Raw genomic sequence first — 24,175 nt, 5'->3', positions numbered from 1 at the left:
CCGTTGTCCGGGGCGTTCTGACTGAATTCGTCATAGCTGACCCAGTAACGGTTGATCAGGCGCAGTTTCCAGCAGCAGTTGTCATATACGAAACCACCGAAGGCTTCCAGCGTACGGTTGCGGTTGTAGTCGTACTGCCAGCGGCTGATCGCGCTCCACTGCGGAACGATCGGCCAGATGACCGAGAAGTCATGCTGCTGGATCTTGTAGTAGTCCTTCACGTAGTTCGGTTGGCCCGGGGTGCCATAGTCACCACCACCCACCGACCATTTTCCGGTGTTCTGGTCGTAACGAACCTGGTCGTTACGATAGCGATAGCCGAGGTTGACGACCTTGTTCGGGTTGTCTTCCGGCTGGTAGTGGAACATCGCGCTGCCGGAACGTGGGCTGCGGCTGTCCGGATCCCAGTTGTAGTCGGCCGTGGTCCGCCAATCGCGGTTCCAGCGATATTCGTATTCCAGGGCGTAAGGCGAGACATTGGCCTGGGCATCGTCGCGGGTTTTCGCATCGATACCCGGCAGCTGTACTTCACGATCCTTGAAGTACAACGCCTGACCGACGCTGATACGTTGACGTTCGAAACCGTCGTCTTCGATCCAGCGGCTGGTTACGCCCAGCGACAGTTTGTTCTCGTCACCGACACGGTCGGAGCCGGAGAAGCGGTTGTCGCGGAACAGCGAGGCGTAGTTGAAGGTGTATTCGCTGGTGTCGAACACTGGAATGTCTTCCTGATCAACCTCAGGTACGTAGAGGTAGAACAGGCGCGGCTCCAGGGTCTGGCGGTAGTTCTTGCCGAAGAACGACGTGTTGCGGTCGAAGTACAGGCCGCTGTCGATGCTGGCAATCGGTACGCCACGGTTCTGATTGCTGTCGAACTTGCCACTTACGTAGCGGGTTCCGTCACGTGCCGCTGCAGCCTGCTGGTCAATGATGTCTTGTTTGCCGGTACTGTCCAGATCCAGTTGGTACTGAGTGTACTGATACTTGAGCGACGGCTTCAGGAAGCCATAAGTCCAGTTCATCGGCAGGCTCACACCTGGCTTCAGATTCAGACGGTCGCCGTTGGCGCGAGCCAAGCCGCTAACGTTGTTGTCGAGGCGGGACTCGACAGTGCCGTCTTCATTGGTGAAGTTGCCGTCTTCCAGATCACGATCAAAACGAACCAGTTCGGTCTCGTAATCGAAGTTCAGGCCTTCCGGGTGATACGGCAGCCGACCATTGAAGGTGATCTGCGGCAGACGGTCATACGGGGTGATGTTCGACACGGTCGCCAGCTGATACGCCTGAGCGTTCAATCGAGCGGTGTAGCTGTCGCCACGGTAAGTCACCGAACCCTGCTGGTTGACGAAGTCTTCGCTCTTCACGCCAATCTGGTCAGTGGTCAGATCCTGGAAGTAGTACGGATCACTGATCTTGGTGTAGTCAACCTGAGTGAGCACACGGGAGTCGAGACCGCCCTTGTGCTGCCAGTTGTACATGTAGCGATTCTTTTCGTAGTCGGTCTGTTTGCTGCGATCAGTATCTTCGTCGTTCAGATACGCCGCACCGAACTGGCCTTCACTCGACTTGGTCAGGTAACGGAATTCGCCTTCCACCAACATGCCGCGTTTGCTCATGTAACGCGGATACAACGTGGCATCGTAGTTCGGCGCCAGGTTGAAGTAGTACGGAGTGACCAGCATGAAGCCGGTATCGCTGCCGGTGCCGATGGTCGGCGGCAGGAAGCCCGACTGGCGACGGTCGTCGATCGGGAAGTAGATGTACGGCGTGTACAGGATCGGAATGTCCTTGACCCGAAGTGTCACGTTGGTCGCAGTACCGAAACCGGTCGCCGGGTTCAAGGTGATGTTGTTGCCCTTGAGCTGCCAGGCGTTGCTGTTCGGTTCGCACGTGGTGTACGTGCCGTCCTTCAAGCGGATGATCGCGTTCTCGGCACGCTTGGCGTACAGCGCGTTACCGCGGATGCGCGACTTGTGCATCACGTATTCGGCGTTGTCGACCTTGGCTTCACCGGTGTCGAGCTGTACATCGGCGTGATCGCCGACGATCAGCGCGCCGTTGTCACGGATGCGCACATCGCCATTGAGTTCGGCGCGGCTCTCGGCCTGGTACAGGCTCGCTTCATCGGACTCGACCTGCATGCTGCCCTGACGCAGGACAACATCACCGGCCAGGGTGCCAACTTGATCATCGGTGTTATAGCGCGAAGCTTTTGCGCCGATAAAGGTCGGAGCATCGCTTTTATTCGTCTTGTCATTCATGCCAGGACGAGTCGGCTCGATGTAGGCACCAGAGCAATACGGACCGGTCTCGGCCAGTTGGGCGGCGGTGAGTTTCTCGCGCGGAACCCAGTCGAGATGACTGAAGTCTTCGCTACGGGATTTCAGGCCACGGCCTTTGGCTTCGGTGACCAGTGCCGTTTTAGGGCCTGTGTCGGCAACCGAACCATTTTCGGCCGGGGCGTCGCCGGTGGCGCTGATGGCACTGCCCTCGTGCACTGGACGTGGCGGCAATGCTGCTGCCGACGTCTTGGGCGCACAGGCCCAACCACCCGAAGCCGAGACGGAGCAGTCATACTGCTCGGCGGCGACAACGAATTGACTGGCCAGAGGTTGCATAGCCAGCAGACTGCCGGTTACCAACAACGGAAATTTTTTACGAAACGCGGGGGATTTCAATGCCATCTTATTAGTCCGGGCTTCCTGCGTGCCATCTGCCCGCGGTGTGGGCCGCACGCCTCTCGATGGTCTGAAAAAGATGCTGGATAATAAAGCATGACCCGCTTGACGGCTAGCGCCGTCGGAGACCCTTGCAATGCCTGACCAAGATGTACGCTTGCAACACCTGAAAGTTTGGCTCGATGAGCAGTTGGCAATCCTTTTTGCAGATCAGGGTTGGGGCGCCGTGCCCCCGGCCACGTTGACTGCGGCCAGTAGCGACGCGAGTTTCCGCCGCTACTTCCGTTGGGAAGGAGCCGGTCGCAGCTTTGTCGTGATGGACGCGCCACCACCGCAGGAAAACTGCAAACCGTTCGTGGATATCGCGTTTTTGCTGGCGAAATCCGGAATAAATGTGCCGAAAATTTATGCCGAAGACCTCGATCGTGGATTTCTTTTGCTCAATGACCTGGGCAACAAGACCTATCTCGACGTGATCGATGGCGAAAATGCCGAGCAATTGTTCCGCGATGCTCTGCAAGCGCTGCTGGCTTTTCAGCAGTTGCCGATGGTGGCACCGTTGCCGAGTTATGACGTTGCGTTGCTGCGCCGTGAACTGGAACTGTTCCCCGAGTGGTACGTGAAGCGTGAACTCGGCGTCGAGTTCGATACGACCCAGCAGCAGCAATGGCAGCGTGTCAGCGATCTGTTGATCAACAGCGCCCTGGCCCAGCCGAAAGTCCTGGTGCACCGCGATTACATGCCGCGCAACCTGATGCTCAGCGAGCCGAACCCTGGCGTGCTGGATTTTCAGGATGCCGTTTACGGCCCGGTGACCTACGACGTGACCTGCCTGTTCAAGGACGCCTTCCTCAGTTGGCCTGAAGAGCGCGTGCGTGGCTGGCTGGAAAGTTACTGGCAGCAAGCCTCGGCGCTGAACATTCCGGTGCAGCCGGACTTCGAAGACTTCCTGCGCGCCAGCGACCTGATGGGCGTGCAGCGTCACCTGAAAGTGATCGGCATTTTCGCGCGCATCTGCCATCGCGACGGCAAGCCGCGTTACCTGGCCGACGTGCCGCGCTTCTTCTCCTATATAGAAGCAGTGACTGCCCGTCGTCCTGAGCTGGCCGAGCTGCAAGCGCTGTTCACCAGCCTGCGGGGTGGAGCAACAGTATGAAGGCAATGATTCTGGCGGCGGGCAAAGGCGAGCGCATGCGCCCGCTGACCCTGACCACTCCAAAACCGCTGGTGCGTGCCGGCGGCGTGCCGTTGATCGAGTATCACCTGCGCGCCCTCGCGGCCGCTGGTTTCGACCAAATCGTCATCAACCATGCGTGGCTCGGTCAGCAGATCGAGGATTACCTCGGCGATGGCTCGCAATTCGGCGTGAGCATCGAGTACTCGCCGGAAGGCGAGCCACTGGAAACCGGCGGCGGGATTTTCCGTGCGCTGCCGTTGCTCGGCGATGATGCGTTTCTGGTGGTCAACGGTGATATCTGGACCGATTACGACTTCAGCGTGCTGCACCAGCCGATTAATGGTCTGGCGCATCTGGTGCTGGCGGACAATCCGGCGCATCACCCGACTGGCGATTTCTGTCTGGTTGACGGGCAAGTCAGCGACGGCCAGGCGAGCGCAGCAACCCTGACCTACAGCGGTATCGCCGTGCTCCATCCGCAACTGTTCGACGGGTGTGTGGACGGTGCTTTCAAGCTCGCACCGCTACTGCGCAAAGCCATGGCGGACGGTGAAGTCACTGGCGAGCGGCTGAAGGGTCACTGGGTGGATGTCGGCACCCACGAGCGTCTCGCCGAAGCTGAAACCTTGATAGAAGCGAGTCGCTGACATGTTGTGGCCAGGGACTCTGATTGGAGCCGGAGCAGGTTTTGCGATTGCCAGCATTCCGGGGGCCATGCTTGGGGCATTGTTGGGGCAGGCGCTGGATCGGCGTCTGCATTTGCAGAGCTGGGGGCATTTGCGCGAGAAGCTCGGCGGGCGGCCAATGCTGCGCAACGACGAGTTGTTGTTTGTGCTGCTTGGGCGTCTGGCCAAGAGCGACGGTCGGGTTACTGACGGGCATATCCAGCAGGCGCGCAACGAGATGCGCGCGCTGGAGATGGGCGAGCCGGCAACGCGTCGGGCGATTGCCGCGTTCAATCGCGGCAAGTCCGGCAGCGATCATCTGCGCGGTTATCTGAAGCGTCTGAGTGCGCAACCGCATGCTGCCGAAGGTGTATTGCGCGCCTGTTGGCGAATGGTCTGGGCCGATGGTCGCGCGGGTGTCAGCGAGCGTGAGCTGCTGGCGCAGTGGGGCAAGTGGCTGGGCTGGACGACGCAGCAGGTGCAGGCACTGGCCAGTGATTACGAGCCGGGCAAGCGCCCGATCGTCAGTGCGGCGGTGAGTTATCAGGAAGCGATGAAATTGCTTGGGGTATCGGCGACCAGTGAGCCGGCGCAGATCAAACGGGCGTACCGGCGGCTGTTGAGCCGGCATCACCCGGACAAGATTGCCGGCACCGGCGCAACGGCGGCGCAGGTGCGGGAGGCGACCGAGAAAACCCGGGAGTTGCACAATGCCTACACGTTGGTTCGTGAGCGGCGGGATTTTCGCTAACCGTTAGATGTAGCGACTGCGCTGGCCCCTTCGCGAGCAGGCTCGCTCCCACACTGGATCTGCGTATACAAACCATTGTGGGAGCGAGCCTGCTCGCGAAGGGGGCGACGCGGTTTAACGGTCAGTCCGTGCTCTGCGGATTCAACCAGCCGCGCACCCGGCGGAACAATTGTTCCTGTTCAGCCTTGTTATCCGGCAACGCCTTGAGCGCGACCTGGCTGAACGCCGAGGTCTTCAAGCGCTTGCTCGCCTGCATGCGCTCCAGCGCGGCGTTGCGATCCAGCGGTTTGTCCATGTAGAAAATATCCGCAGTCGGCAGCTTCAGTGTCGGCGTCAGTTCAACCAGTTGCGGCTTGGCCTTGGCGGGTGCCTGCGCATCGACCATGACAAACTTTTCGATTTGCGCCGTTTGTTTTTCGTTCAGGTAGCGCGCAGCCCAATAGGCGCCGGTGCCGTGACCGAGCACGACAATGCTGCGTGCGCTCTGCTGCTCGGCATAGCCAATCGCGGCATCGATGCGCGCGAAGATGCGTTCGGCATCGGCCTTGGTTTGTTCCTCGGTGGTCTCGGCAACGACCGGATCGGCCACTTCGGCTTCGCCCCCCGCTGCCTGTTCGATCGGCTGCGCGGTGGTGGCATCCTTGCTGCCGGTTTCCGGCGCTTTCGGCGCGGCGGCAGGCTCGATCACCCGCGGTGCGATGGCATCGCTTTGCAGATCGGGCAGAGTGATACTCAGGCTGCTCCACTCGGCGTCCGGCAATTTGTGCCGCAATGGGCCGATTGCCTGCGGCCAGTCAGCGGTTTCGCCGGCGCCGGGGATGATGATTACCGCGCCCTTGGGCTCGGCGGTGTTGGCCGGTTTCCACAGGGCGAGAAATGTATCGCTGCCCGCCTGCAATTGTTGCTGTTCTTGCGCCGGGACCTTACGTTCCAGTGCGGCCGCCTCTTCCTGACTACGCTCAAGCAGTGGCTGGCGTTCGGCGGGTTTTTCTTCGGCAGGTTTTTCCGTGGCGGCGGCAGGTGCCGGATCGGCGGCTTCGACGGAAAACGCACAAGGCAGGATCAGCGACAGGCACAATGCTGGCATTGCCAGGCGGTAGACAGAGGGCATCGGTTATTCCAGGCCAGAAAGTATCCCGGCAGCCTAATGGGTTGGTCAGAATTTGTCAGTGTATGAGACTTCAATGAAGCGATTTTGCTGCCTGTGGGTTATCGGCTGTTTGTGGTTTCCCTTGATGGGCTGGGCGGCGCCTGCGCCACCGACACACGCGGCGCAGTTGTCGGCGAGCCAGCAGCAATGGCTGGCGCAACACAATGAGTTGCGCGTCGGTCTGGTGTTGCAGGCGCCGTATGCAACCTACGATCGACGCCTGCAGCGGCTGTCGGGGGCCAGCGTCGAGTTGATGAAGTTGCTGGCCAAGGCGCTCAACGTCGAACTGAGCTGGCGCAATTTTCAGGACCTGGCGCAACTGGAAACGGCGCTGCGCGAAGGCGAGATCGACATCGCTCCGGGCCTGAGTCAGACCCCGAGCGCACTGCGCCTGTGGCAGTTTTCCGATCCGTACATGCGCGTGCCGCAACTGATTGTCAGCGATCAGAAGGCCGGCGCTGTCGTCGATCTGGAAAAACTCGACAGCCAGACTCGCGTGGCGGTGCGGATGCCGAGTAACACGGCCGATTATCTGCGCGGCACCTACCCACATCTGAACCTGCAAGGCGTGCCGCTGGAGCGTCAGGCGCTGCAGTTGCTGTTGAGTCAGCAGGCGGCTTACGCGGTGGTCGATGAGGCGCAGCTCGGGCGTCTGTCGGCAGAGCCGGAGTTCGCCGAACTGGTGGTGGTCGGTGATATCGGTCTGCCGCAGTTGTTGCGGGTCGCCTCGCGCCGCGATTGGCCGGAACTGGCCGGCATCGTCCAGAGTGCTTTACGCGCTATCCCGGCCAAGGATCTGGAGCAGTTGCACAATCAATGGCTGCAACCGAAATACCCGCGACTGTCGGAGTCGCCGGGGTTCTGGCAGAACCTCAGCCTGTTGTTCGCGGTGATGCTGTTCAGTTGCGTGGCCATTGTGTTCTGGCAACGACGCCAGCAGCACAGCCTTGAACAGCGCTTGCTCGCCGCCCGAGAAGACATCGCCTTGCGCGCCGCCAGCGAAGAAGCCTTGCGGCTGACACAGTTTTCCATCGATCAAAGCACCGTCGGCATTCTCTGGGTGAATTGGGACAGCCATGTGCGTTACGCCAACCGTGCCGCCGAAGTCATGCTCGGTTATCCCTCGGGCGGACTGATCGAGCGACCGCTGATCGACTTCGAGCCGGGCCTGCACATGGATCGCTGGCTCAATCTGTGGAAACGCGCGCGGGCCAGTGAAGAGGGGCCGCTGAGTTTCGAGACCAGTTGCGTGCGCGCCGATGGCAGTGTTTTGCCGGCGGACGTGTCGCTGAGTTTTCTGCGCTTTCGCGACAGCGAATACCTGGTGGTTTATCTCACTGACGTCACCGAGCGCCGTCGCGCGCTGGCGGCTTTGCAGGAGAGCGAGGCACGCCTGCAAGGCATCGCGGCGAATGTGCCGGGGCTGGTTTTCCGGCTGGAGCGCGCGCCGGTGACCGGGCAGATCGACTTTGCCTACATCAGTGAAGGCAGCGAAAGCCTGGTCGGTTACGCGCCGGCCGTTATTGCTCATCGCGACATGGGCCTGCGCAGTCTGGTGCATCCGGATGACAAGGCCAGTTACCACCGCACTCAGGATCAGGCGCTGGACACCGATAGCGACTGGTCATGGCAGGGCCGAATCCTCACGCGTCAGGGCGAGCAACGCTGGGCAGAAATCAAGGCGATTACCCGTCAACTGGAGGATGGCGCCTACGTGTGGGACGGCATCGTCTGGGACATCACCGAGAGCAAGCGTATCGAGCTTGAGCTGGCGGCATCCCGTGAGCAGTTGCGCGAACTGTCGGCGCACCTTGAGAGCGTGCGTGAAGAAGAGAAGGCGCGGATTGCCCGCGAGGTTCACGATGAGTTAGGGCAGATGCTTACGGTGCTGAAACTGGAGACATCGATGTGCGAATTGGCCTACGCGCAACTCGACCCCGGTCTGAACGAGCGATTGAACAGCATGAAGCGCCTGATCGCCCAGCTGTTCCAGTTGGTGCGCGATGTGGCGACGGCGCTGCGACCGCCGATTCTCGACGCCGGGATTGCCTCGGCGATCGAATGGCAGGCGCGCCGATTTGAGGCGCGCACACAGATCCCGTGTCTGGTGCAGGTGCCGGACAATCTGCCGGCGCTCAGTGATGCCAAGGCAATTGGCCTGTTCCGGATTTTGCAGGAAGCGCTGACCAACGTGATGCGCCATGCTCAGGCGCATACTGTGGAGCTGACACTGGCGTTGGAAGGCGACGAATTGTGTCTGACGGTCAGTGATGATGGCGTAGGATTTGTCGCCGCTGCCAGTCGGCCGACTTCGTTTGGTCTGGTCGGCATGCGTGAGCGGGTGTTGATCATGGGCGGGCGGTTGGAGCTGGAGAGTGAGCCGGGGGAGGGTACCAGTCTGATGGTGCGGGTGCCGGTGAGTGAGGTCTGAAAGTCTGTGGTGTTTGAGCTGACGCTATCGCGAGCAGGCTCACTCCTACAGGGATTAGTGTTTGCCTGAAGTCTGGAGAAAAAATTTGATCCGTGTACTGGTAGCCGAAGACCACACCATCGTCCGCGAAGGCATCAAGCAATTGATCGGCCTGGCCAAGGATCTGCAAGTGGTGGGGGAGGCGAGCAATGGTGAACAGTTACTCGAAACCCTGCGCAGCGTGCCGTGTGAGGTTGTGTTGCTGGACATCTCCATGCCCGGCGTCAACGGCCTCGAAGCGATCCCGCGCATCCGTGCATTGAACAACCCGCCAGCGATTCTGGTGTTGTCGATGCACGACGAAGCGCAGATGGCTGCGCGAGCATTAAAAGTCGGCGCCGCCGGGTATGCGACCAAGGACAGCGATCCGGCGCTGTTGCTCACGGCGATTCGCAAGGTCGCGGCGGGTGGGCGATATATCGATCCGGATCTGGCGGACCGCATGGTGTTTGAAGTCGGCCTGACTGACACGCGGCCATTGCATTCGTTGCTGTCCGAACGCGAATTCTCGGTGTTCGAGCGCCTGGCCCAAGGCGCCAACGTCAACGACATCGCCCAGCAACTGGCGCTGAGCAGCAAAACCATCAGCACCCACAAGGCGCGGCTGATGCAAAAGCTCAACATCACCTCGCTGGCTGAACTGGTCAAATACGCGATGGAGCACAAACTCCTCTAACAGTCGCCGCGATCAAAATGTAGGAGTGAGCCTGCTCGCGATAGCTTTCTCTCAGTCAACACTGCAGTGACTGATCCACCGCTATCGCGAGCAGGCTCACTCCTACAGGGGATCTCCATAGCGCCGGAAATTTCGGGCATGTCCATAAGCGACACGCGCTTTGGCTTGTTCTTACGGCTCGCAGCTCAACCCTCGCCACTGCCTTACCTGTTAGCGCCATCCTTGTAGGGCAATCCCTACCCCCAACCTTCCATCCGGCTGAGGCGATTCTCTCCTGCGCCCCGATTTGCGCGCCTGTCAGCAACCACTAGGCTTAACCCACAAGCAGTCATCAACAACAAAGGTGTGGGTATGAGCCAGGTCGATACAAACGCAGGGGCCAGTGATGTGCTGGTCAGCTTTCGTGGAGTGCAGAAGAGCTACGACGGCGAGAACCTGATCGTCAAAGACCTCAACCTGGACATTCGCAAAGGCGAATTTCTCACCCTGCTCGGGCCGTCCGGTTCCGGCAAGACCACCAGCCTGATGATGCTCGCCGGTTTCGAAACACCGACCGCCGGCGAAATTCTGCTGGCCGGGCGCTCGATCAACAACGTGCCGCCGCACAAGCGCGACATCGGCATGGTGTTCCAGAACTACGCGCTGTTCCCGCACATGACCGTGGCGGAAAACCTCGCCTTCCCGCTGACCGTCCGTGGCCTGAACAAAAGCGATGTCAGTGACCGGGTGAAGAAAGTCCTCAGCATGGTTCAGCTCGACGCGTTCGCCTCGCGCTACCCGGCGCAGCTGTCCGGCGGTCAGCAGCAGCGTGTGGCACTGGCCCGCGCGCTGGTGTTCGAGCCGCAACTGGTGCTGATGGACGAACCCCTAGGCGCCCTCGACAAACAACTGCGTGAACACATGCAGATGGAAATCAAACACCTGCACCAGCGCCTCGGCGTGACCGTGGTCTACGTGACCCACGATCAGGGTGAAGCGCTGACCATGTCCGACCGCGTCGCGGTATTCCACCAAGGTGAAATCCAGCAGATCGCGCCGCCACGCAGCCTTTACGAAGAACCGAAAAACACCTTCGTCGCCAACTTCATCGGTGAGAACAACCGCCTCAACGGTCGTCTGCTCAGCCAGAACGGCGAGCGTTGTGTGGTCGAGTTGGGCCGAGGCGAAAAGGTCGAGGCGCTGGCGGTCAACGTCGGCCAGACCGGCGAACCGGTGACCCTGTCGATCCGTCCCGAGCGCGTCAGCCTCAACGGTTCCAGCGATCAATGCGTCAACCGCTTCTCAGGGAGGGTGGCGGAATTCATCTATCTGGGCGACCACGTCCGGGTGCGCCTGGAAGTCTGTGGCAAGACCGACTTCTTCGTGAAACAACCGATTGCCGAGCTCGATCCTGCGCTCGCGGTCGGCGACGTGGTACCGCTTGGCTGGCAGGTCGAGCACGTTCGCGCGCTTGATCCACTTCTAGAGGCGCATTAATCGCCCCGGCAACACCAACACCAACCCTGCACGTGGAGAGAACAATAAATGTTGAGATCCCTGAAGTTCACCGCCCTGACCCTGGGCCTGATGGGTGCGGCCAGCGCAATGGCCGCTGGCCCGGATTTGACCGTGGTGTCGTTTGGCGGGGCGAACAAGGCGGCGCAAGTCAAAGCCTTCTATGCACCGTGGGAAGCGGCGGGCAACGGCAAGATCGTCGCCGGCGAATACAACGGCGAAATGGCCAAGGTCAAAGCCATGGTCGACACCAAGAGCGTGTCGTGGGACCTGGTGGAAGTTGAATCGCCAGAACTGTCTCGCGGCTGTGACGAAGACATGTTCGAGCAACTCGACCCGGCGCTGTTCGGCAAGACTGAAGACTACGTTAAAGGCGCGATTCAGCCGTGCGGCGTGGGCTTCTTCGTTTGGTCGACCGTACTGGCTTACAACGCCGACAAGCTGAAAACCGCACCGACCAGTTGGGCGGATTTCTGGGACACGAAGAAATTCCCGGGCAAACGTGGCCTGCGTAAAGGTGCCAAGTACACCCTCGAATTCGCTCTGATGGCCGATGGTGTGGCGCCGAAAGACGTCTACAAAGAGTTGGCGAGCAAGGGTGGCCAGGATCGCGCGTTCAAGAAACTCGATGAGCTGAAACCGAATATCCAGTGGTGGGAAGCCGGCGCGCAACCGCCGCAATACCTCGCTTCCGGTGACGTAGTGATGAGCTCGGCCTACAACGGTCGCATCGCTGCCGTGCAGAAAGAATCCAACCTGAAAGTGGTTTGGAACGGCGGCATCTACGACTTCGACGCCTGGGCCATCCCGAAAGGTCTGGACGCCAAGCGCGCGGAAGCTGCGAAGAAATTCATCGCCTACTCGGTGCAGCCGCAACAGCAGAAGACCTACTCGGAAAACATCGCCTACGGCCCGGCCAACACCCAAGCCGTACCGCTGCTGGCCAAGGATGTCCTGAAAGACATGCCGACCACTCCGGAAAACATCGCCAACCAGGTGCAGATCGACGTCAGCTTCTGGGCTGACAACGGCGAGCAACTGGAGCAGCGCTTCAACTCCTGGGCTGCGAAATAACCCGAGCATACGGGCGACGGCTTTCCGGATGATCGTTCCCACGCTCTGCGTGGGAACGCCGCCCGGGACGCTCCGCGTCCCTGTGACGCAGAGCGTCACTGGATGCGTTACCACGCAGAGCGTGGGAACGATCAGTAGCTAAAGTTCGAGGTGGTTCACCACCTCTGTAACGATCAAAGATTTGCGGAGTACGTCATGGCCATCGCCGTTCCCCTGAACGAGGGCAACAGCCCCACCTTGAAGCAGAAGCTCAAGCGCGCCGAGCGGGTCAACCGCTGGAAGGCTCAAGCGCTGATTGCGCCGCTGGTGCTGTTTCTGCTGCTGGTGTTTCTGGTGCCGATCGTGGCGCTGCTCTACAAAAGCGTCGGCAACCCCGAAGTGGTCGGCGGCATGCCGCGCACCGTGGCAGCCATCGCCAGCTGGGATGGCCGTGGCCTGCCCGCTGAACCCGTCTACAAAGCCGCCGGCGAAGACCTCGCCGAAGCGCGCAAAAACCAGACGCTGGGCGATCTGTCCAAGCGCTTGAACATGGAGTTGGCCGGCTATCGCAGCCTGCTGACCAAAACCGCCCGGGCGCTGCCCTTCGCCAGCGAACCGGCCTCTTATAAAGAAGCCCTCGAAGCACTCGACGAACGTTGGGGCGACCCCGCCTACTGGCAGGTGGTGAAACGCAACACCAGCAGCATCACGCCTTATTACCTGCTGGCGTCCGTCGACCACCGCATCGACGACCTCGGCGAAATCGCCCCGGCCACCCCGGATCAGGCGATCTACCTCGACATCTTCGCCCGCACCTTCTGGATGGGCCTGGTCATCACCGTGATCTGCCTGCTGCTGGCTTATCCACTGGCTTACCTGCTGGCGAACCTGCCATCGCGGCAGAGCAATCTGCTGATGATTCTGGTGCTGCTGCCGTTCTGGACCTCGATTCTGGTGCGCGTCGCCGCGTGGATCGTGCTGTTGCAATCGGGCGGTCTGATCAACAGTGGCCTGATGGCCATGGGCATCATCGATAAACCGCTGGAACTGGTGTTCAACCGCACCGGTGTGTACATCTCGATGGTGCACATCCTGTTGCCGTTCATGATCCTGCCGATCTACAGCGTGATGAAAGGCATCTCGCCGACCTACATGCGCGCGGCGATTTCCCTCGGCTGCCACCCGTTCGCCAGTTTCTGGCGGGTGTACTTCCCGCAGACCTACGCCGGTGTCGGCGCGGGGTGCCTGTTGGTCTTCATCCTCGCCATCGGCTACTACATCACCCCGGCGCTGCTCGGCAGCCCGAACGATCAAATGGTCAGCTACTTCGTCGCCTTCTACACCAACACCAGCATCAACTGGGGCATGGCCACCGCACTGGGCGGGCTGTTGTTGCTGGCGACCGTGGTGCTTTATCTGATTTACAGCTGGCTGGTCGGCGCCAGTCGCCTGCGCCTGAGCTAAGGGGAATTCGAGATGCTGAGTCCTTACATGTCGCCCATCGAACGGGTGTGGTTCTACAGCCTGCGGATTCTCTGCGGCCTGATTCTGTTGTTCCTGATTCTGCCGGTGCTGGTGATCATTCCGCTGTCGTTCAACTCGGGCAGTTTTCTGGTCTATCCGCTGCAAGGCTTCTCGCTGCAGTGGTATCACGACTTCTTCGCTTCGGCGGAATGGATGCGCGCACTGAAGAACAGCATCATCGTCGCCCCGGCGGCGACGGTGCTGGCGATGATCTTCGGTACGCTCGCAGCGATTGGCCTGACCCGTGGCGACTTCCCCGGTAAAGCGCTGGTGATGGCGCTGGTGATTTCGCCGATGGTGGTGCCAGTGGTGATCATTGGTGTGGCGAGCTATCTGTTTTTTGCGCCATTGGGCCTGGGTAATAGCTTCTTCTCGCTGATCGTCGTGCATGCGGTGCTGGGCGTGCCGTTTGTGATCATCACAGTGTCGGCGACGTTGCAGGGCTTTAACCACAATCTGGTGCGTGCGGCGGCGAGTCTTGGTGCTTCGCCACTGACGGCGTTCCGCCGGGTGACCTTGCCGCTGATTGCGCCGGGGGTGATTTCCGGGGCGCTGTTTGCGTTTGCGACTTCGTTTGATGAGGTGGTGGTGACGCTGTTTCTTGCCGGGCCTGAGCAGGCGACGTTGCCTCGGCAGATGTTTAGCGGGATTCGCGAGAACCTCAGCCCAACCATCGCCGCCGCCGCTACTTTGCTGATCGCCTTCTCGGTCATCCTGCTGCTGACCCTGGAATGGCTGCGGGGACGTAGCGAGAAGCTGCGTACCGCTCAGGTTTAAGGGCCAGATCAAGAGCTTACCCCCTCACCCCAACCCTCTCCCCCAGGGGGTAGAGGGGGAAAGGGAGCAGATCTTCATGGGTTTCAAATCCTGAGTTCGACTCGGTATCGCAAGTCGGTGTATCTCCTCCATCCGCCTCGGTCAGTCTTTTTACCTTCGGGGGGGAGGGGAGCAGATCGTTGTGCTTTTCAAAACCTGAGTTCGACTCGGTATCTCAAGTCGGTGTACCTCTCACATTCACCTCGGTCAGTCCCCTCTCCCTCCGGGAGAGGGCTAGGGTGAGGGGCTCTTGATCTTCTACCCGATCAACCATTCACACCCTGAATAGCAGACAACCCCAAATCCCCAGCTAATCTTGTGCCCAGCTCCCACATCTATAAGAGGCTGCGCACGATGAGTCTGTCCCAGTTCAAAATCGCTCACAAACTGATCACCGGCGCCGGAGCCATCGAACAACTGGCCGCCGAACTCACACGCCTGGATATCGACAACCCGCTGATCGTCACCGATGCCGCGCTGGTCAAATCCGGCACGGTAGAGCTGGCGCTGGTGCAACTCGGCGGGCGCGACTACGAGATTTTCGACCGCGTACTGCCCGACCCGGAAATCGCCATCGTCGAAGACTGCATGCGTGTTTACCGCGAAGGCGGGCATGACGGTTTGATCGGCCTCGGTGGCGGTAGCGCCATCGACATCGCCAAAAGTGTCGCTGCGTATGCCGGTTACCACGGCGCACTGGAAGATCTGTTCGGTGTCGACCAGGTGCCACGCAAAGGCCCGCCGCTGATCGCCATCCCGACCACCGCCGGCACCGGTTCCGAAGTGACCAACGTCGCAATCCTCTCGGACAAAGTCGCGCAACTGAAGAAAGGCATCGTCAGCGACTTTCTATTACCGGACGTCGCGCTGGTCAGCCCGCAAATGACCCTGACCTGCCCCCGCAGCGTCACCGCCGCCAGTGGCGTCGACGCCTTGGTGCACGCCATCGAATCCTATCTGTCGGTGAATGCCTCGCCGATCACCGACTCCCTGGCCATCGGCGCCATCAAGTTGATCGCCAGCGCGTTGCCCAAGGCCTACGCCAACGGCGCCAACCTGCAAGCGCGCGAAGACATGGCCACCGCCAGCCTGATGGCCGGCATGGCATTCGGTAATGCCGGGGTCGGCGCGGTGCATGCGCTGGCGTACCCGCTGGGCGGGCGTTTCAACATTGCCCATGGCGTCAGTAATGCCTTGCTGCTGCCGTATGTCATGACCTGGAACAAAATGGCTTGCGTCGAACGCATGCAGGATATTGCCGAAGCCATGGGGGTGAAGACCGCTCATCTGAGTGCAACCGAGGCGGCGGACAAAGCCGTGCAGGCGATGAGTGATCTGTGCGCAGCCGTGGAAATCCCGGCCGGGCTGCGTAGTTTCGGCGTGCCGGAAGAAGCGATCCCGGCCATGGCTGCAGAAGCCGCGGGCATCGAGCGCTTGATGCGCAACAATCCGCGCAAACTCAGCGCCGTCGATATCGAGAAGATCTACCGAGCGGCGTACTGATCATCGCGGTCACGGTGCGCGCAGCAATCCATGAGGCTACAATGCGCGCCATCGTGATTTAGCTCAGAAAAGGTGCGTCATGCAGCCCTTCGTAATTGCTCCGTCGATTCTCTCCGCCGACTTCGCCCGCCTCGGCGAGGAAGTGGACAACGTTCTCGCCGCTGGCGCCGACTTCGTCCACTTCGACGTCATGGACAACCACTACGTGCCAAACCTGACCATCGGCCCGATGGTTTGCGCGGCGTTGCGCAAGTACGGCGTCACCGCGCCGATCGACGCGCACCTGATGGTCAGCCCGGTGGATCGCATCGTCGGCGACTTTATCGAAGCCGGCGCGACCTACATCACCTTCCACCCGGAAGCCACGCTGCACGTTGATCGTTCGCTGCAACTGATCCGTGAAGGCGGCTGCAAATCCGGTCTGGTGTTCAACCCGGCGACCCCGCTGGACGTGCTCAAGTACGTGATCGACAAGGTCGACATGGTCTTGCTGATGAGTGTCAACCCGGGCTTCGGCGGGCAGAAATTCATTCCTGGCACCCTCGACAAACTGCGCGAAGCGCGGGCGATTATCGATGCCTCGGGCCGTGACATCCGTCTGGAAATCGACGGCGGCGTCAACGTCAACAACATCCGCGAAATCGCCGCGGCTGGCGCTGACACCTTTGTCGCTGGCTCGGCAATTTTCAACGCGCCGAACTACCAGGAAGTCATCGACAAGATGCGCTCCGAACTGGCGCTGGCGCGCCCATGAGCGGATTTGAGCAGCTGTTCCCGGGAAAACTGCCACGGCTGGTGATGTTCGATCTGGATGGCACATTGATCGACTCGGTTCCAGACCTGGCAGCGGCGGTGGACACCATGCTGCTCTCGCTCGGCCGCAAGCCCGCGGGTATCGAATCGGTACGCGAGTGGGTGGGTAACGGCGCGCCAGTGTTGGTGCGCCGGGCGTTGGCCGGTGGCATTGATCATTCGACGGTGGATGACGTCGAGGCCGAGCATGCGCTGGAAGTGTTCATGGAGGCTTACGGCGCCAGCCATGAGCTGACCGTGGTCTATCCCGGCGTGCGCGACACCCTCAAGTGGCTGCACAAGCAAGGCGTGGCCATGGCGCTGATCACCAACAAGCCGGAGCGTTTCGTCGCGCCGTTGCTGGATCAGATGAAGATCGGCCGCTACTTCAAGTGGATCATCGGCGGCGATACCTTGCCGCAGAAGAAACCTGATCCGGCGGCGCTGTTCTTTGTGATGAAAATGGCCAATATTCCGGCCTCGCAATCGTTGTTCGTCGGCGACTCGCGCAGCGACGTGCTGGCGGCGAAAGCGGCGGGGGTCAAATGCGTGGCGTTGAGTTACGGTTACAACCATGGCCGGCCGATTGCCGAAGAATCACCTGCCTTGGTGATCGACGATCTGCGCAAGCTAATTCCCGGTTGCCTCGTCACGGCCGCTGAGATAACGTTGCCCGACGCTTCTCAATCCCCTTCTGGAAACGCCATCGTGGTGGTCACTCGCAAACTCTGGATGAAAGTCATCAAGGCCCTGGCCCGCTGGCGTTGGCGCGCCTGACTTGTTTCTGGCCGGCCTGCCGGCGCGTTTGCATACCTGACTGATTTGCCCCTCACACCACGAGGCACCTTATGATCCGCGAAGAATTCCTGCGCTTGGCCGCTGACGGCTACAACCGCATCCCATTGGCCTGCGAAACCCTGGCCGACTTCGACACGCCGCTGTCGATCTACCTGAAACTGGCTGACCAGCCCAACTCCTACCTGCTCGAATCGGTGCAGGGCGGTGAGAAATGGGGCCGTTACTCGATTATCGGCCTGCCATGCCGCACCGTGCTGCGGGTTCACGATCATCACGTCAGTATCACCGTTGATGGCGTCGAGACCGAAAGTCACGACGTTGAAGACCCGCTGGCCTTCGTTGAAACCTTCAAGGCGCGTTACAACGTGCCGACCATCGCCGGTCTGCCACGCTTCAATGGTGGTCTGGTCGGTTACTTCGGTTACGACTGCGTGCGTTATGTCGAGAAGCGCTTGGGCAAGTGCCCGAATCCGGATCCACTGGGCGTGCCGGACATTCTGCTGATGGTTTCCGACGCCGTTGTCGTTTTCGACAACCTTGCCGGCAAGATGCACGCAATCGTGCTGGCCGACCCTGCCGAGGCCGATGCTTTCGAACAGGGTCAAGCACGTTTGCAGGAACTGCTGGAGCAATTGCGCCAGCCAATCACGCCGCGCCGTGGTCTGGACTTCAGCAAACAGCAATCGGCTGATCCGGTATTTCGTTCGAGTTTCACCCAGGACGATTACGAAAAAGCCGTCGACACCATCAAGGAATACATCCTGGCCGGTGACTGCATGCAGGTCGTGCCGTCGCAGCGCATGTCGATCGACTTCAAGGCTGCGCCGATTGATTTGTACCGCGCCCTGCGTTGCTTCAACCCGACGCCGTACATGTACTTCTTCAACTTCGGCGATTTCCACGTTGTCGGCAGTTCGCCGGAAGTGCTGGTGCGCGTTGAAGACAACCTGATCACCGTGCGCCCGATTGCCGGCACGCGCCCACGTGGCGCGACCGAAGAAGCCGATGTGGCGCTGGAAGAAGACTTGCTGTCGGATGACAAAGAGATCGCCGAGCACTTGATGCTGATCGATCTGGGTCGCAACGATACCGGTCGCGTTTCGGAAATCGGTTCGGTGAAACTCACCGAGAAGATGGTCATCGAGCGCTATTCCAATGTGATGCATATCGTCTCCAACGTCACCGGTCAGTTGAAAGCCGGGCTGACGGCGATGGACGCGTTGCGGGCGATTCTGCCGGCCGGCACCTTGTCGGGTGCGCCGAAGATTCGCGCGATGGAAATCATCGACGAACTGGAGCCGGTCAAGCGTGGTGTGTATGGCGGTGCGGTCGGTTACTTCGCCTGGAACGGCAACATGGACACCGCGATTGCCATTCGTACAGCGGTGATCAAGAACGGCGAACTGCACGTGCAGGCCGGTGGTGGCATCGTCGCCGATTCGGTGCCGGCACTGGAATGGGAAGAGACCTTGAACAAACGCCGCGCGATGTTCCGCGCCGTGGCGCTGGCCGAGCAAACTCCGGAAGCCTGAGCCAACGCAACCCCCCCTGTAGGAGTGAGCCTGCTCGCGATAGCGGATTGACATTCAACGGATATGTTGTCTGAACCACCGCAATCGCGAGCAGGCTCACTCCTACATTTGATCTGTGTTCGGCCATAAAAAAAGCGGCGCCTGTGAGGGCGCCGCTTTTTTTGTGCCTGCGGTTTTAGAAATCCAGCACCACTCCGACGTTAACGCCCTGCTGAGTAAAGTCATCATCCTTGCGCAACGTATACCCGCCACGCAACGCCAGATCAGCCGTGAGCTTGTGGCTGACGCCCAGGCTCAAGCGGTTCAAATGGCTCTGCGGCGTGTAACCCTCAAGTTTGAAGTCATTGGCTGGCAGTGTATTGAGTGCGATGCGGACCTTTTGCACGTCATCTTCGTACTCACGCTCGTGGGCGTATTCGCCAAATACCTGGGTTTGCGGGGTGATGTTGTATTTGCCCTGCAAGCCGAGACCGAGGCGTTTCGAATCGCGGGTCTGATCATCGAAGGTCAGCGCGGTGGCGCGGTTGCTCTTCTCTGAATAGCCGTCGACATCGACGCTGGCGTAATCGGCGCTGACGAACGGCGACAGGTGCCATTCGCTGCCCGGCTGGGCAATGTCATAACCGATGCGAGTGCTGAACGCCCACAGGCTGCCGTCGGTATCGCCTTTCTCCGCACCCTCGCTCGCGCCGAGATCGAACTTGCGCTTGAGGTTGTCGTAGTCGAGTTTGCCGCCGGTCAACGCCATGTCAGCCCACCAGCGATTCTGCTGAAACTGAGCAAACGCGGTGGCCATGTAACTGTTGAGTTTGTAGTCCGAGTCGTTGTGACCGGCCTCCAGGTTCTGCCGGTAGAAACCACCCGCCACACCGACACGCCAGTCTTCGTTGAGACGATAGCTGCCGCCGACGTTGAGGTTGTAACCGCTGCCGTCGGCGCTGGCGCCGCTGCTTTGGCTGTCGACATCCAGATGCTGACCGCCAGCGGAAACAATCGCCCGCCATTGACCAACCGCTTGCCAGTTTTCCCAATCCGCCTGCCATTGGCTGCGCAATTCATCCTGATGCGCACGTACGGTGGCGTGGGCCATTTCCGGCAGCAGCGTCAGTTCCCACGGCGCGGCCAGCAGGGAGTAGGCGTAGTCGGAGATCAGTTTCTGGCCGGCTTCGGTGGGGTGCACGCCGTCGTTGTAAATCAACTTGCTCGGATCCGGGGTTGCACTGTTGATGCCGTAACGGGCGTTTTCCGGGCAACTGCTGCCGCTGAAGCAGGTCGCGGTCAGGTTCTGATCGGTGGCGAGACCAAAGCGGCCCGGATCGGCGAACACCTCCGATAGCAGCACCGGAATGTTCAAAGGAATGATTTCGGCGTTGATGCCTTGCAGGCGCGTGACCAATTGGCTGTTGAACTGGCTGGCGAGCTGACTGCTGAAAGCCTGCAGCGGCGTGCCATTGATCGCTGGAGTCAGACCGACGTCAGGCAGCAACCAGACCATCACGTATTTGGCACCGGCGGTTTGCAGTGTCTGCACGCTGTCGGCCAGTCGATCTGCTGCGGCGTTGGCTTGCGGCAGACTGAGAATGCGCCCCTGCAGGAAGTCGTTACCGCCTCCGGAGATGTAATACAGCGCGTTTGGATCGGCGCGGAAGCCGTTTGATGGCAGGTAACCGGCGCGGGTGCGTTCGCCTGTGGCGGACTGTGTGGTGATCGAGTCGAGGATCTGGTCGGTGCGATAGCCGCCAACCGCCCAGTTGTTGCCGTCAGGCTGGCCGTTTTCGGCGCGCACGGCGGAGCTGGAAGAGGCGGTCTGGTCTGGCGAAAAGCCAAGGCGTCCGCCGAGCAACTGCGTAGAGTTCAATGAATACAGTTCACCGCTGCCATTCTGATACACCGGCCCGGTCCGGTTGGTGTAACGCTCGGTGGAGCCGGCCGGTCCGCCAGTGTCGGCGAAGGTTCCGGCGTCATTGAGACTGTCGCCGAAAACTATGAAATTCGAATAGGGATTGGGTGCTGCATTCGCCTGAGCACAAGCCAGTGCGAGCAGGCAGCCAGCCAGCGGTACAAACAACGTCTGTTTGATCATGAGCAAGTCCGTTTATTTATTGTTGTAGGTGAACGAAACGACAGTACCAAAAACTTCCGGCGTTTTGCCATCGGTCGCCAATCCTCCACTGGATTTAACCCCCAAATCCCCGGCCATATTGCACGCTCCGCCCAGCTAAGTTACTGTGCTGGAACGTATGAACGAGACCTTCCCCGTGTTGATCACCAGCAAACTTCTGGATCAAGTCATCAAGGCACACGCCCGCTGGCGTTGGCGCGCCTGAATCTTTTCTGCCGGCCCCGCCGGATCTGTATCGCTTTGCCTTCCTTGCCTGTTTGAAATGCCGCTGTGCCGACGCATCTACCTGCGTCCGACATCGTGCAGCGCCCTGCGGGCAAGTGAACTGAAGGCTGTTTTCAAATCAGAATTCAAGAGGTTCGACACGCCATGTTGCTGATGATCGACAACTACGACTCCTTTACTTACAACGTTGTGCAATACCTCGGCGAGCTGGGTGCCGAGGTCAAAGTCGTGCGCAACGACGAATTGACCGTCGCTGAAATCGAAGCGCTCAAGCCTGAACGTATCGTCGTCTCGCCAGGTCCTTGCACGCCGACCGAAGCGGGCATCTCTATCGAAGCCATCAAACACTTCGCCGGCAAACTACCGATCCTCGGTGTCTGCCTTGGTCACCAGTCCATCGGCCAGGCCTTTGGCGGTGACGTTGTACGTGCGCGTCAGGTAATGCACGGTAAGACTAGTCCGGTATTTCACGAGGACAAGGGTGTTTTCGCAGGACTGAATCATCCACTGACGGTTACCCGCTATCACTCGCTGATCGTCAAGCGCGATACTTTGCCCGACTGCCTGGAGCTGACCGCGTGGACGCAACACGACGACGGTTCGGTCGACGAAATCATGGGCCTGCGTCACAAGACCCTGAACATTGAGGGTGTACAGTTCCACCCCGAGTCGATCCTGACCGAGCAGGGTCATGAACTGTTTGCCAACTTCCTCAAACAAACCGGCGGCACGCGCTAAGGACTTTCCATGAATATCAAGACAGCCCTGAGCCGTATCGTCGAACACCTCGACCTCAGCACCGATGAAATGCGCGACGTGATGCGCGAAATCATGACCGGCCAATGCACCGACGCGCAGATTGGCGCGTTCATGATGGCCATGCGCATGAAGAGCGAGAGCATCGATGAAATCGTCGGCGCGGTCTCGGTGATGCGTGAGCTGGCCGATCAGGTTGAACTGAAGACCCTTGATGGCGTGGTCGATGTGGTCGGTACCGGCGGTGACGGTGCAAACATCTTCAACGTCTCGACCGCTTCTTCCTTTGTTGTTGCCGCTGCTGGTTGCACCGTCGCCAAGCACGGCAACCGCGCTGTATCGGGCAAGAGCGGCAGCGCCGACTTGCTCGAAGCCGCCGGTATCTATTTGAACCTGACGCCGGTGCAGGTCGCGCGTTGCATCGACAACGTCGGCATCGGTTTCATGTTTGCCCAGACTCACCACAAAGCCATGAAGTACGCCGCCGGTCCGCGCCGCGATCTCGGCCTGCGTACGCTGTTCAACATGCTCGGCCCGCTTACGAATCCGGCCGGTGTGAAGCATCAGGTGGTGGGCGTATTCAATAAGGCGCTGTGCCGGCCCTTGGCCGAAGTCTTGCAGCGTCTGGGCAGCAAGCATGTGCTGGTGGTGCACTCGAAGGACGGTCTGGACGAGTTCAGTCTCGCCGCGCCGACCTTCGTCGCTGAGCTGAAGAACAATGAAATCACTGAATATTGGGTCGAGCCGGAAGACCTCGGCATGAAAAGCCAGAGCCTGCACGGTCTGTCGGTCGAAGGCCCGGAGGCGTCGCTGGCGCTGATCCGCGATGCCCTCGGCAAGCGCAAAACCGAAAACGGCCAGAAAGCTGCCGAAATGATTGTGCTCAACGCCGGCGCCGCGCTGTACGCCGCCGACGTGGCCAGCAGTTTGAAACAGGGCGTCGAGCTTGCGCACGACGCGCTGCACACCGGCCTCGCTCGGGAAAAACTCGAGGAGCTGGGTGCCTTTACCGCGGTATTCAGAGTGGAGAATGAGGGATGAGTGTACCGACGGTTCTGGAAAACATTCTGGCCCGCAAAGTTCAGGAAGTCGCCGAGCGTAGCGCCCGCGTCAGCCTGAGCGAGCTGGAAAGTCTGGCCAAGGCGGCCGATGCACCTCGTGGTTTTGCCCAGGCATTGCTGGCGCAGGCAAAGAAGAAGCAGCCGGCGGTGATTGCCGAGATCAAAAAGGCTTCGCCAAGCAAAGGCGTGATCCGCGAGGACTTCGTTCCGGCCGATATCGCCAAAAGCTACGAGAAGGGCGGGGCGACCTGTCTGTCCGTACTGACCGACATCGATTACTTCCAGGGCGCCGATGCGTACCTGCAACAGGCGCGCGCCGCCTGCAGCCTGCCGGTGATCCGCAAGGACTTCATGATTGATCCTTACCAGATCGTTGAAGCCCGCGCCTTGGGCGCCGACTGTGTGCTGCTGATCGTCTCCGCGCTGGATGACGTGAAAATGGCTGAGCTTGCCGCCGTCGCCAAAAGCGTCGGTCTCGATGTGCTGGTCGAAGTGCACGATGGCGATGAGCTGGAGCGCGCGTTGAAAACCCTCGACACGCCGCTGGTCGGGGTCAACAACCGTAACCTGCACACCTTCGACGTCAGTCTGGAAACCACGCTCGACCTGCTGCCACGGATTCCACGTGATCGTCTGGTCATCACCGAAAGCGGCATTCTTAATCGTGCCGATGTCGAACTGATGGAAATCAGCGACGTGTATTCGTTCCTGGTCGGTGAAGCGTTCATGCGTGCGGAAAATCCGGGCACTGAACTGCAGCGTCTGTTCTTCCCGGAGCGCGGCGTGTCGATCAGCGGTTCGACCCTCGACTGATTCGCTTCAGGCCGAGTCGACGCCATCGTCGGAACGCCGCCCGGAGCAGGCTCACTCCTACACTTGGAATGCGTTCCCCCTGTAGGAGTGAGCCTGCTCGCGATGGGGCCATCGAAACC

At 60.2% G+C, this 24,175-nt stretch carries 19 protein-coding genes; 16 read left to right on the top strand and 3 right to left on the bottom strand.

Annotated elements, in window-relative coordinates; genetic code table 11:
* Nucleotides 1-2,684, bottom strand: a 2,684-nt coding sequence (locus ACIPIZ_RS23410; RefSeq protein WP_401167719.1) for an LPS-assembly protein LptD, incomplete at its 3' end; no start/stop codon positions are given.
* 130 nt (nucleotides 2,685-2,814) lie between these two features.
* On the opposite strand from ACIPIZ_RS23410, the gene ACIPIZ_RS23405 reads away from it, so the two are divergent.
* From ACIPIZ_RS23405 to ACIPIZ_RS23395, 3 genes are read left to right on the top strand one after another with little or no spacing between them, the layout of a single operon-like run.
* Nucleotides 2,815-3,834 carry an aminoglycoside phosphotransferase family protein gene (locus tag ACIPIZ_RS23405; protein WP_401167717.1) on the top strand — a complete coding sequence of 340 codons (1,020 nt, stop codon included), beginning with the start codon at nucleotides 2,815-2,817 and terminating at the stop codon, nucleotides 3,832-3,834.
* Entirely contained in the window at nucleotides 3,831-4,502 is a 672-nt protein-coding gene (gene murU, locus ACIPIZ_RS23400; protein ID WP_401167715.1) for an N-acetylmuramate alpha-1-phosphate uridylyltransferase MurU, read from the top strand. The genes ACIPIZ_RS23405 and murU overlap by 4 nt, the downstream gene beginning before the upstream one ends.
* 1 nt (nucleotide 4,503) lies before the next feature.
* Nucleotides 4,504-5,271, top strand: a complete 768-nt coding sequence (locus tag ACIPIZ_RS23395; protein ID WP_122855191.1) for a DnaJ domain-containing protein — start codon at nucleotides 4,504-4,506, stop codon at nucleotides 5,269-5,271.
* 121 nt (nucleotides 5,272-5,392) lie between these two features.
* Here the strand turns inward: ACIPIZ_RS23395 and ACIPIZ_RS23390 are convergent, their stop codons facing one another.
* On the bottom strand, nucleotides 5,393-6,382 hold the full coding sequence (locus ACIPIZ_RS23390; protein WP_401167711.1) for an alpha/beta hydrolase family protein: 990 nt from the start codon (nucleotides 6,380-6,382) through the stop codon (nucleotides 5,393-5,395).
* Nucleotides 6,383-6,455: 73 nt separating this feature from the next.
* Between ACIPIZ_RS23390 and ACIPIZ_RS23385 the strand changes: the two genes are divergently transcribed.
* From ACIPIZ_RS23385 to trpE, 10 genes are all read left to right on the top strand, one after another.
* Nucleotides 6,456-8,852 (top strand): PAS domain S-box protein, encoded by a 2,397-nt coding sequence (locus ACIPIZ_RS23385; protein WP_401167708.1) that lies wholly within the window; start codon nucleotides 6,456-6,458, stop codon nucleotides 8,850-8,852.
* Nucleotides 8,853-8,937: 85 nt separating this feature from the next.
* Nucleotides 8,938-9,567, top strand: coding sequence for a response regulator transcription factor (locus tag ACIPIZ_RS23380; protein WP_064390776.1), 630 nt, complete (start codon nucleotides 8,938-8,940; stop codon nucleotides 9,565-9,567).
* 351 nt (nucleotides 9,568-9,918) lie between these two features.
* The gene (locus ACIPIZ_RS23375; protein WP_105709376.1) at nucleotides 9,919-11,043 is read left to right on the top strand and encodes an ABC transporter ATP-binding protein; all 1,125 of its coding nucleotides are present in this window, start codon (nucleotides 9,919-9,921) and stop codon (nucleotides 11,041-11,043) included.
* A 48-nt stretch (nucleotides 11,044-11,091) separates the two neighbouring features.
* The gene (locus ACIPIZ_RS23370) at nucleotides 11,092-12,135 is read left to right on the top strand and encodes an ABC transporter substrate-binding protein (protein WP_016983607.1); all 1,044 of its coding nucleotides are present in this window, start codon (nucleotides 11,092-11,094) and stop codon (nucleotides 12,133-12,135) included.
* A gap of 195 nt (nucleotides 12,136-12,330) precedes the next feature.
* Nucleotides 12,331-13,578: an ABC transporter permease gene (locus ACIPIZ_RS23365; RefSeq protein ID WP_401167703.1), complete on the top strand. Its 1,248-nt coding sequence runs from the start codon at nucleotides 12,331-12,333 to the stop codon at nucleotides 13,576-13,578.
* 12 nt (nucleotides 13,579-13,590) lie between these two features.
* Nucleotides 13,591-14,415 carry an ABC transporter permease gene (locus ACIPIZ_RS23360; RefSeq protein WP_008084123.1) on the top strand — a complete coding sequence of 275 codons (825 nt, stop codon included), beginning with the start codon at nucleotides 13,591-13,593 and terminating at the stop codon, nucleotides 14,413-14,415.
* 393 nt (nucleotides 14,416-14,808) lie between these two features.
* Nucleotides 14,809-15,957, top strand: a complete 1,149-nt coding sequence (locus ACIPIZ_RS23355; RefSeq protein ID WP_401167700.1) for an iron-containing alcohol dehydrogenase — start codon at nucleotides 14,809-14,811, stop codon at nucleotides 15,955-15,957.
* Nucleotides 15,958-16,036: 79 nt separating this feature from the next.
* A complete protein-coding gene (gene rpe / locus ACIPIZ_RS23350) occupies nucleotides 16,037-16,711 on the top strand; it encodes a ribulose-phosphate 3-epimerase (protein WP_007918813.1) in 675 nt (224 codons plus the stop codon).
* On the top strand, nucleotides 16,708-17,526 hold the full coding sequence (locus ACIPIZ_RS23345; protein ID WP_105709378.1) for a phosphoglycolate phosphatase: 819 nt from the start codon (nucleotides 16,708-16,710) through the stop codon (nucleotides 17,524-17,526). Before rpe ends, ACIPIZ_RS23345 begins: the two co-directional genes overlap by 4 nt.
* A 71-nt stretch (nucleotides 17,527-17,597) precedes the next feature.
* Nucleotides 17,598-19,079, top strand: a complete 1,482-nt coding sequence (trpE, locus tag ACIPIZ_RS23340; RefSeq protein WP_064390770.1) for an anthranilate synthase component I — start codon at nucleotides 17,598-17,600, stop codon at nucleotides 19,077-19,079.
* A 175-nt stretch (nucleotides 19,080-19,254) separates the two neighbouring features.
* Here the strand turns inward: trpE and estP are convergent, their stop codons facing one another.
* Entirely contained in the window at nucleotides 19,255-21,162 is a 1,908-nt protein-coding gene (estP, locus tag ACIPIZ_RS23335; protein ID WP_401167696.1) for an esterase EstP, read from the bottom strand.
* A gap of 408 nt (nucleotides 21,163-21,570) precedes the next feature.
* Between estP and ACIPIZ_RS23330 the strand changes: the two genes are divergently transcribed.
* From ACIPIZ_RS23330 to trpC, 3 genes are read left to right on the top strand one after another with little or no spacing between them, the layout of a single operon-like run.
* Nucleotides 21,571-22,164 (top strand): aminodeoxychorismate/anthranilate synthase component II, encoded by a 594-nt coding sequence (locus tag ACIPIZ_RS23330; RefSeq protein ID WP_105709381.1) that lies wholly within the window; start codon nucleotides 21,571-21,573, stop codon nucleotides 22,162-22,164.
* A gap of 9 nt (nucleotides 22,165-22,173) precedes the next feature.
* Nucleotides 22,174-23,223 carry an anthranilate phosphoribosyltransferase gene (trpD, locus tag ACIPIZ_RS23325; RefSeq protein ID WP_064390767.1) on the top strand — a complete coding sequence of 350 codons (1,050 nt, stop codon included), beginning with the start codon at nucleotides 22,174-22,176 and terminating at the stop codon, nucleotides 23,221-23,223.
* The gene (trpC, locus tag ACIPIZ_RS23320) at nucleotides 23,220-24,056 is read left to right on the top strand and encodes an indole-3-glycerol phosphate synthase TrpC (RefSeq protein WP_064390766.1); all 837 of its coding nucleotides are present in this window, start codon (nucleotides 23,220-23,222) and stop codon (nucleotides 24,054-24,056) included. Before trpD ends, trpC begins: the two co-directional genes overlap by 4 nt.
* The last annotated feature ends 119 nt before the right edge of the window (nucleotides 24,057-24,175 follow it).

It is taken from the genome of Pseudomonas sp. NPDC087690, assembly GCF_044743175.1.
Lineage (GTDB): Bacteria > Pseudomonadota > Gammaproteobacteria > Pseudomonadales > Pseudomonadaceae > Aquipseudomonas.
This window is presented reverse-complemented; position numbering and strand designations above follow the sequence as displayed.

Coding starts and splice junctions, on each gene's coding strand:
- ACIPIZ_RS23405 (WP_401167717.1), top strand. CDS start 2,815: ATGCCTGACCAAGATGTACGCTTGCAACACCTGAAAGTTTGGCTCGAT.
- murU (WP_401167715.1), top strand. CDS start 3,831: ATGAAGGCAATGATTCTGGCGGCGGGCAAAGGCGAGCGCATGCGCCCG.
- ACIPIZ_RS23395 (WP_122855191.1), top strand. CDS start 4,504: ATGTTGTGGCCAGGGACTCTGATTGGAGCCGGAGCAGGTTTTGCGATT.
- ACIPIZ_RS23390 (WP_401167711.1), bottom strand. CDS start 6,382: ATGCCCTCTGTCTACCGCCTGGCAATGCCAGCATTGTGCCTGTCGCTG.
- ACIPIZ_RS23385 (WP_401167708.1), top strand. CDS start 6,456: ATGAAGCGATTTTGCTGCCTGTGGGTTATCGGCTGTTTGTGGTTTCCC.
- ACIPIZ_RS23375 (WP_105709376.1), top strand. CDS start 9,919: ATGAGCCAGGTCGATACAAACGCAGGGGCCAGTGATGTGCTGGTCAGC.
- ACIPIZ_RS23370 (WP_016983607.1), top strand. CDS start 11,092: ATGTTGAGATCCCTGAAGTTCACCGCCCTGACCCTGGGCCTGATGGGT.
- ACIPIZ_RS23365 (WP_401167703.1), top strand. CDS start 12,331: ATGGCCATCGCCGTTCCCCTGAACGAGGGCAACAGCCCCACCTTGAAG.
- ACIPIZ_RS23360 (WP_008084123.1), top strand. CDS start 13,591: ATGCTGAGTCCTTACATGTCGCCCATCGAACGGGTGTGGTTCTACAGC.
- ACIPIZ_RS23355 (WP_401167700.1), top strand. CDS start 14,809: ATGAGTCTGTCCCAGTTCAAAATCGCTCACAAACTGATCACCGGCGCC.
- rpe (WP_007918813.1), top strand. CDS start 16,037: ATGCAGCCCTTCGTAATTGCTCCGTCGATTCTCTCCGCCGACTTCGCC.
- ACIPIZ_RS23345 (WP_105709378.1), top strand. CDS start 16,708: ATGAGCGGATTTGAGCAGCTGTTCCCGGGAAAACTGCCACGGCTGGTG.
- trpE (WP_064390770.1), top strand. CDS start 17,598: ATGATCCGCGAAGAATTCCTGCGCTTGGCCGCTGACGGCTACAACCGC.
- estP (WP_401167696.1), bottom strand. CDS start 21,162: ATGATCAAACAGACGTTGTTTGTACCGCTGGCTGGCTGCCTGCTCGCA.
- ACIPIZ_RS23330 (WP_105709381.1), top strand. CDS start 21,571: ATGTTGCTGATGATCGACAACTACGACTCCTTTACTTACAACGTTGTG.
- trpD (WP_064390767.1), top strand. CDS start 22,174: ATGAATATCAAGACAGCCCTGAGCCGTATCGTCGAACACCTCGACCTC.
- trpC (WP_064390766.1), top strand. CDS start 23,220: ATGAGTGTACCGACGGTTCTGGAAAACATTCTGGCCCGCAAAGTTCAG.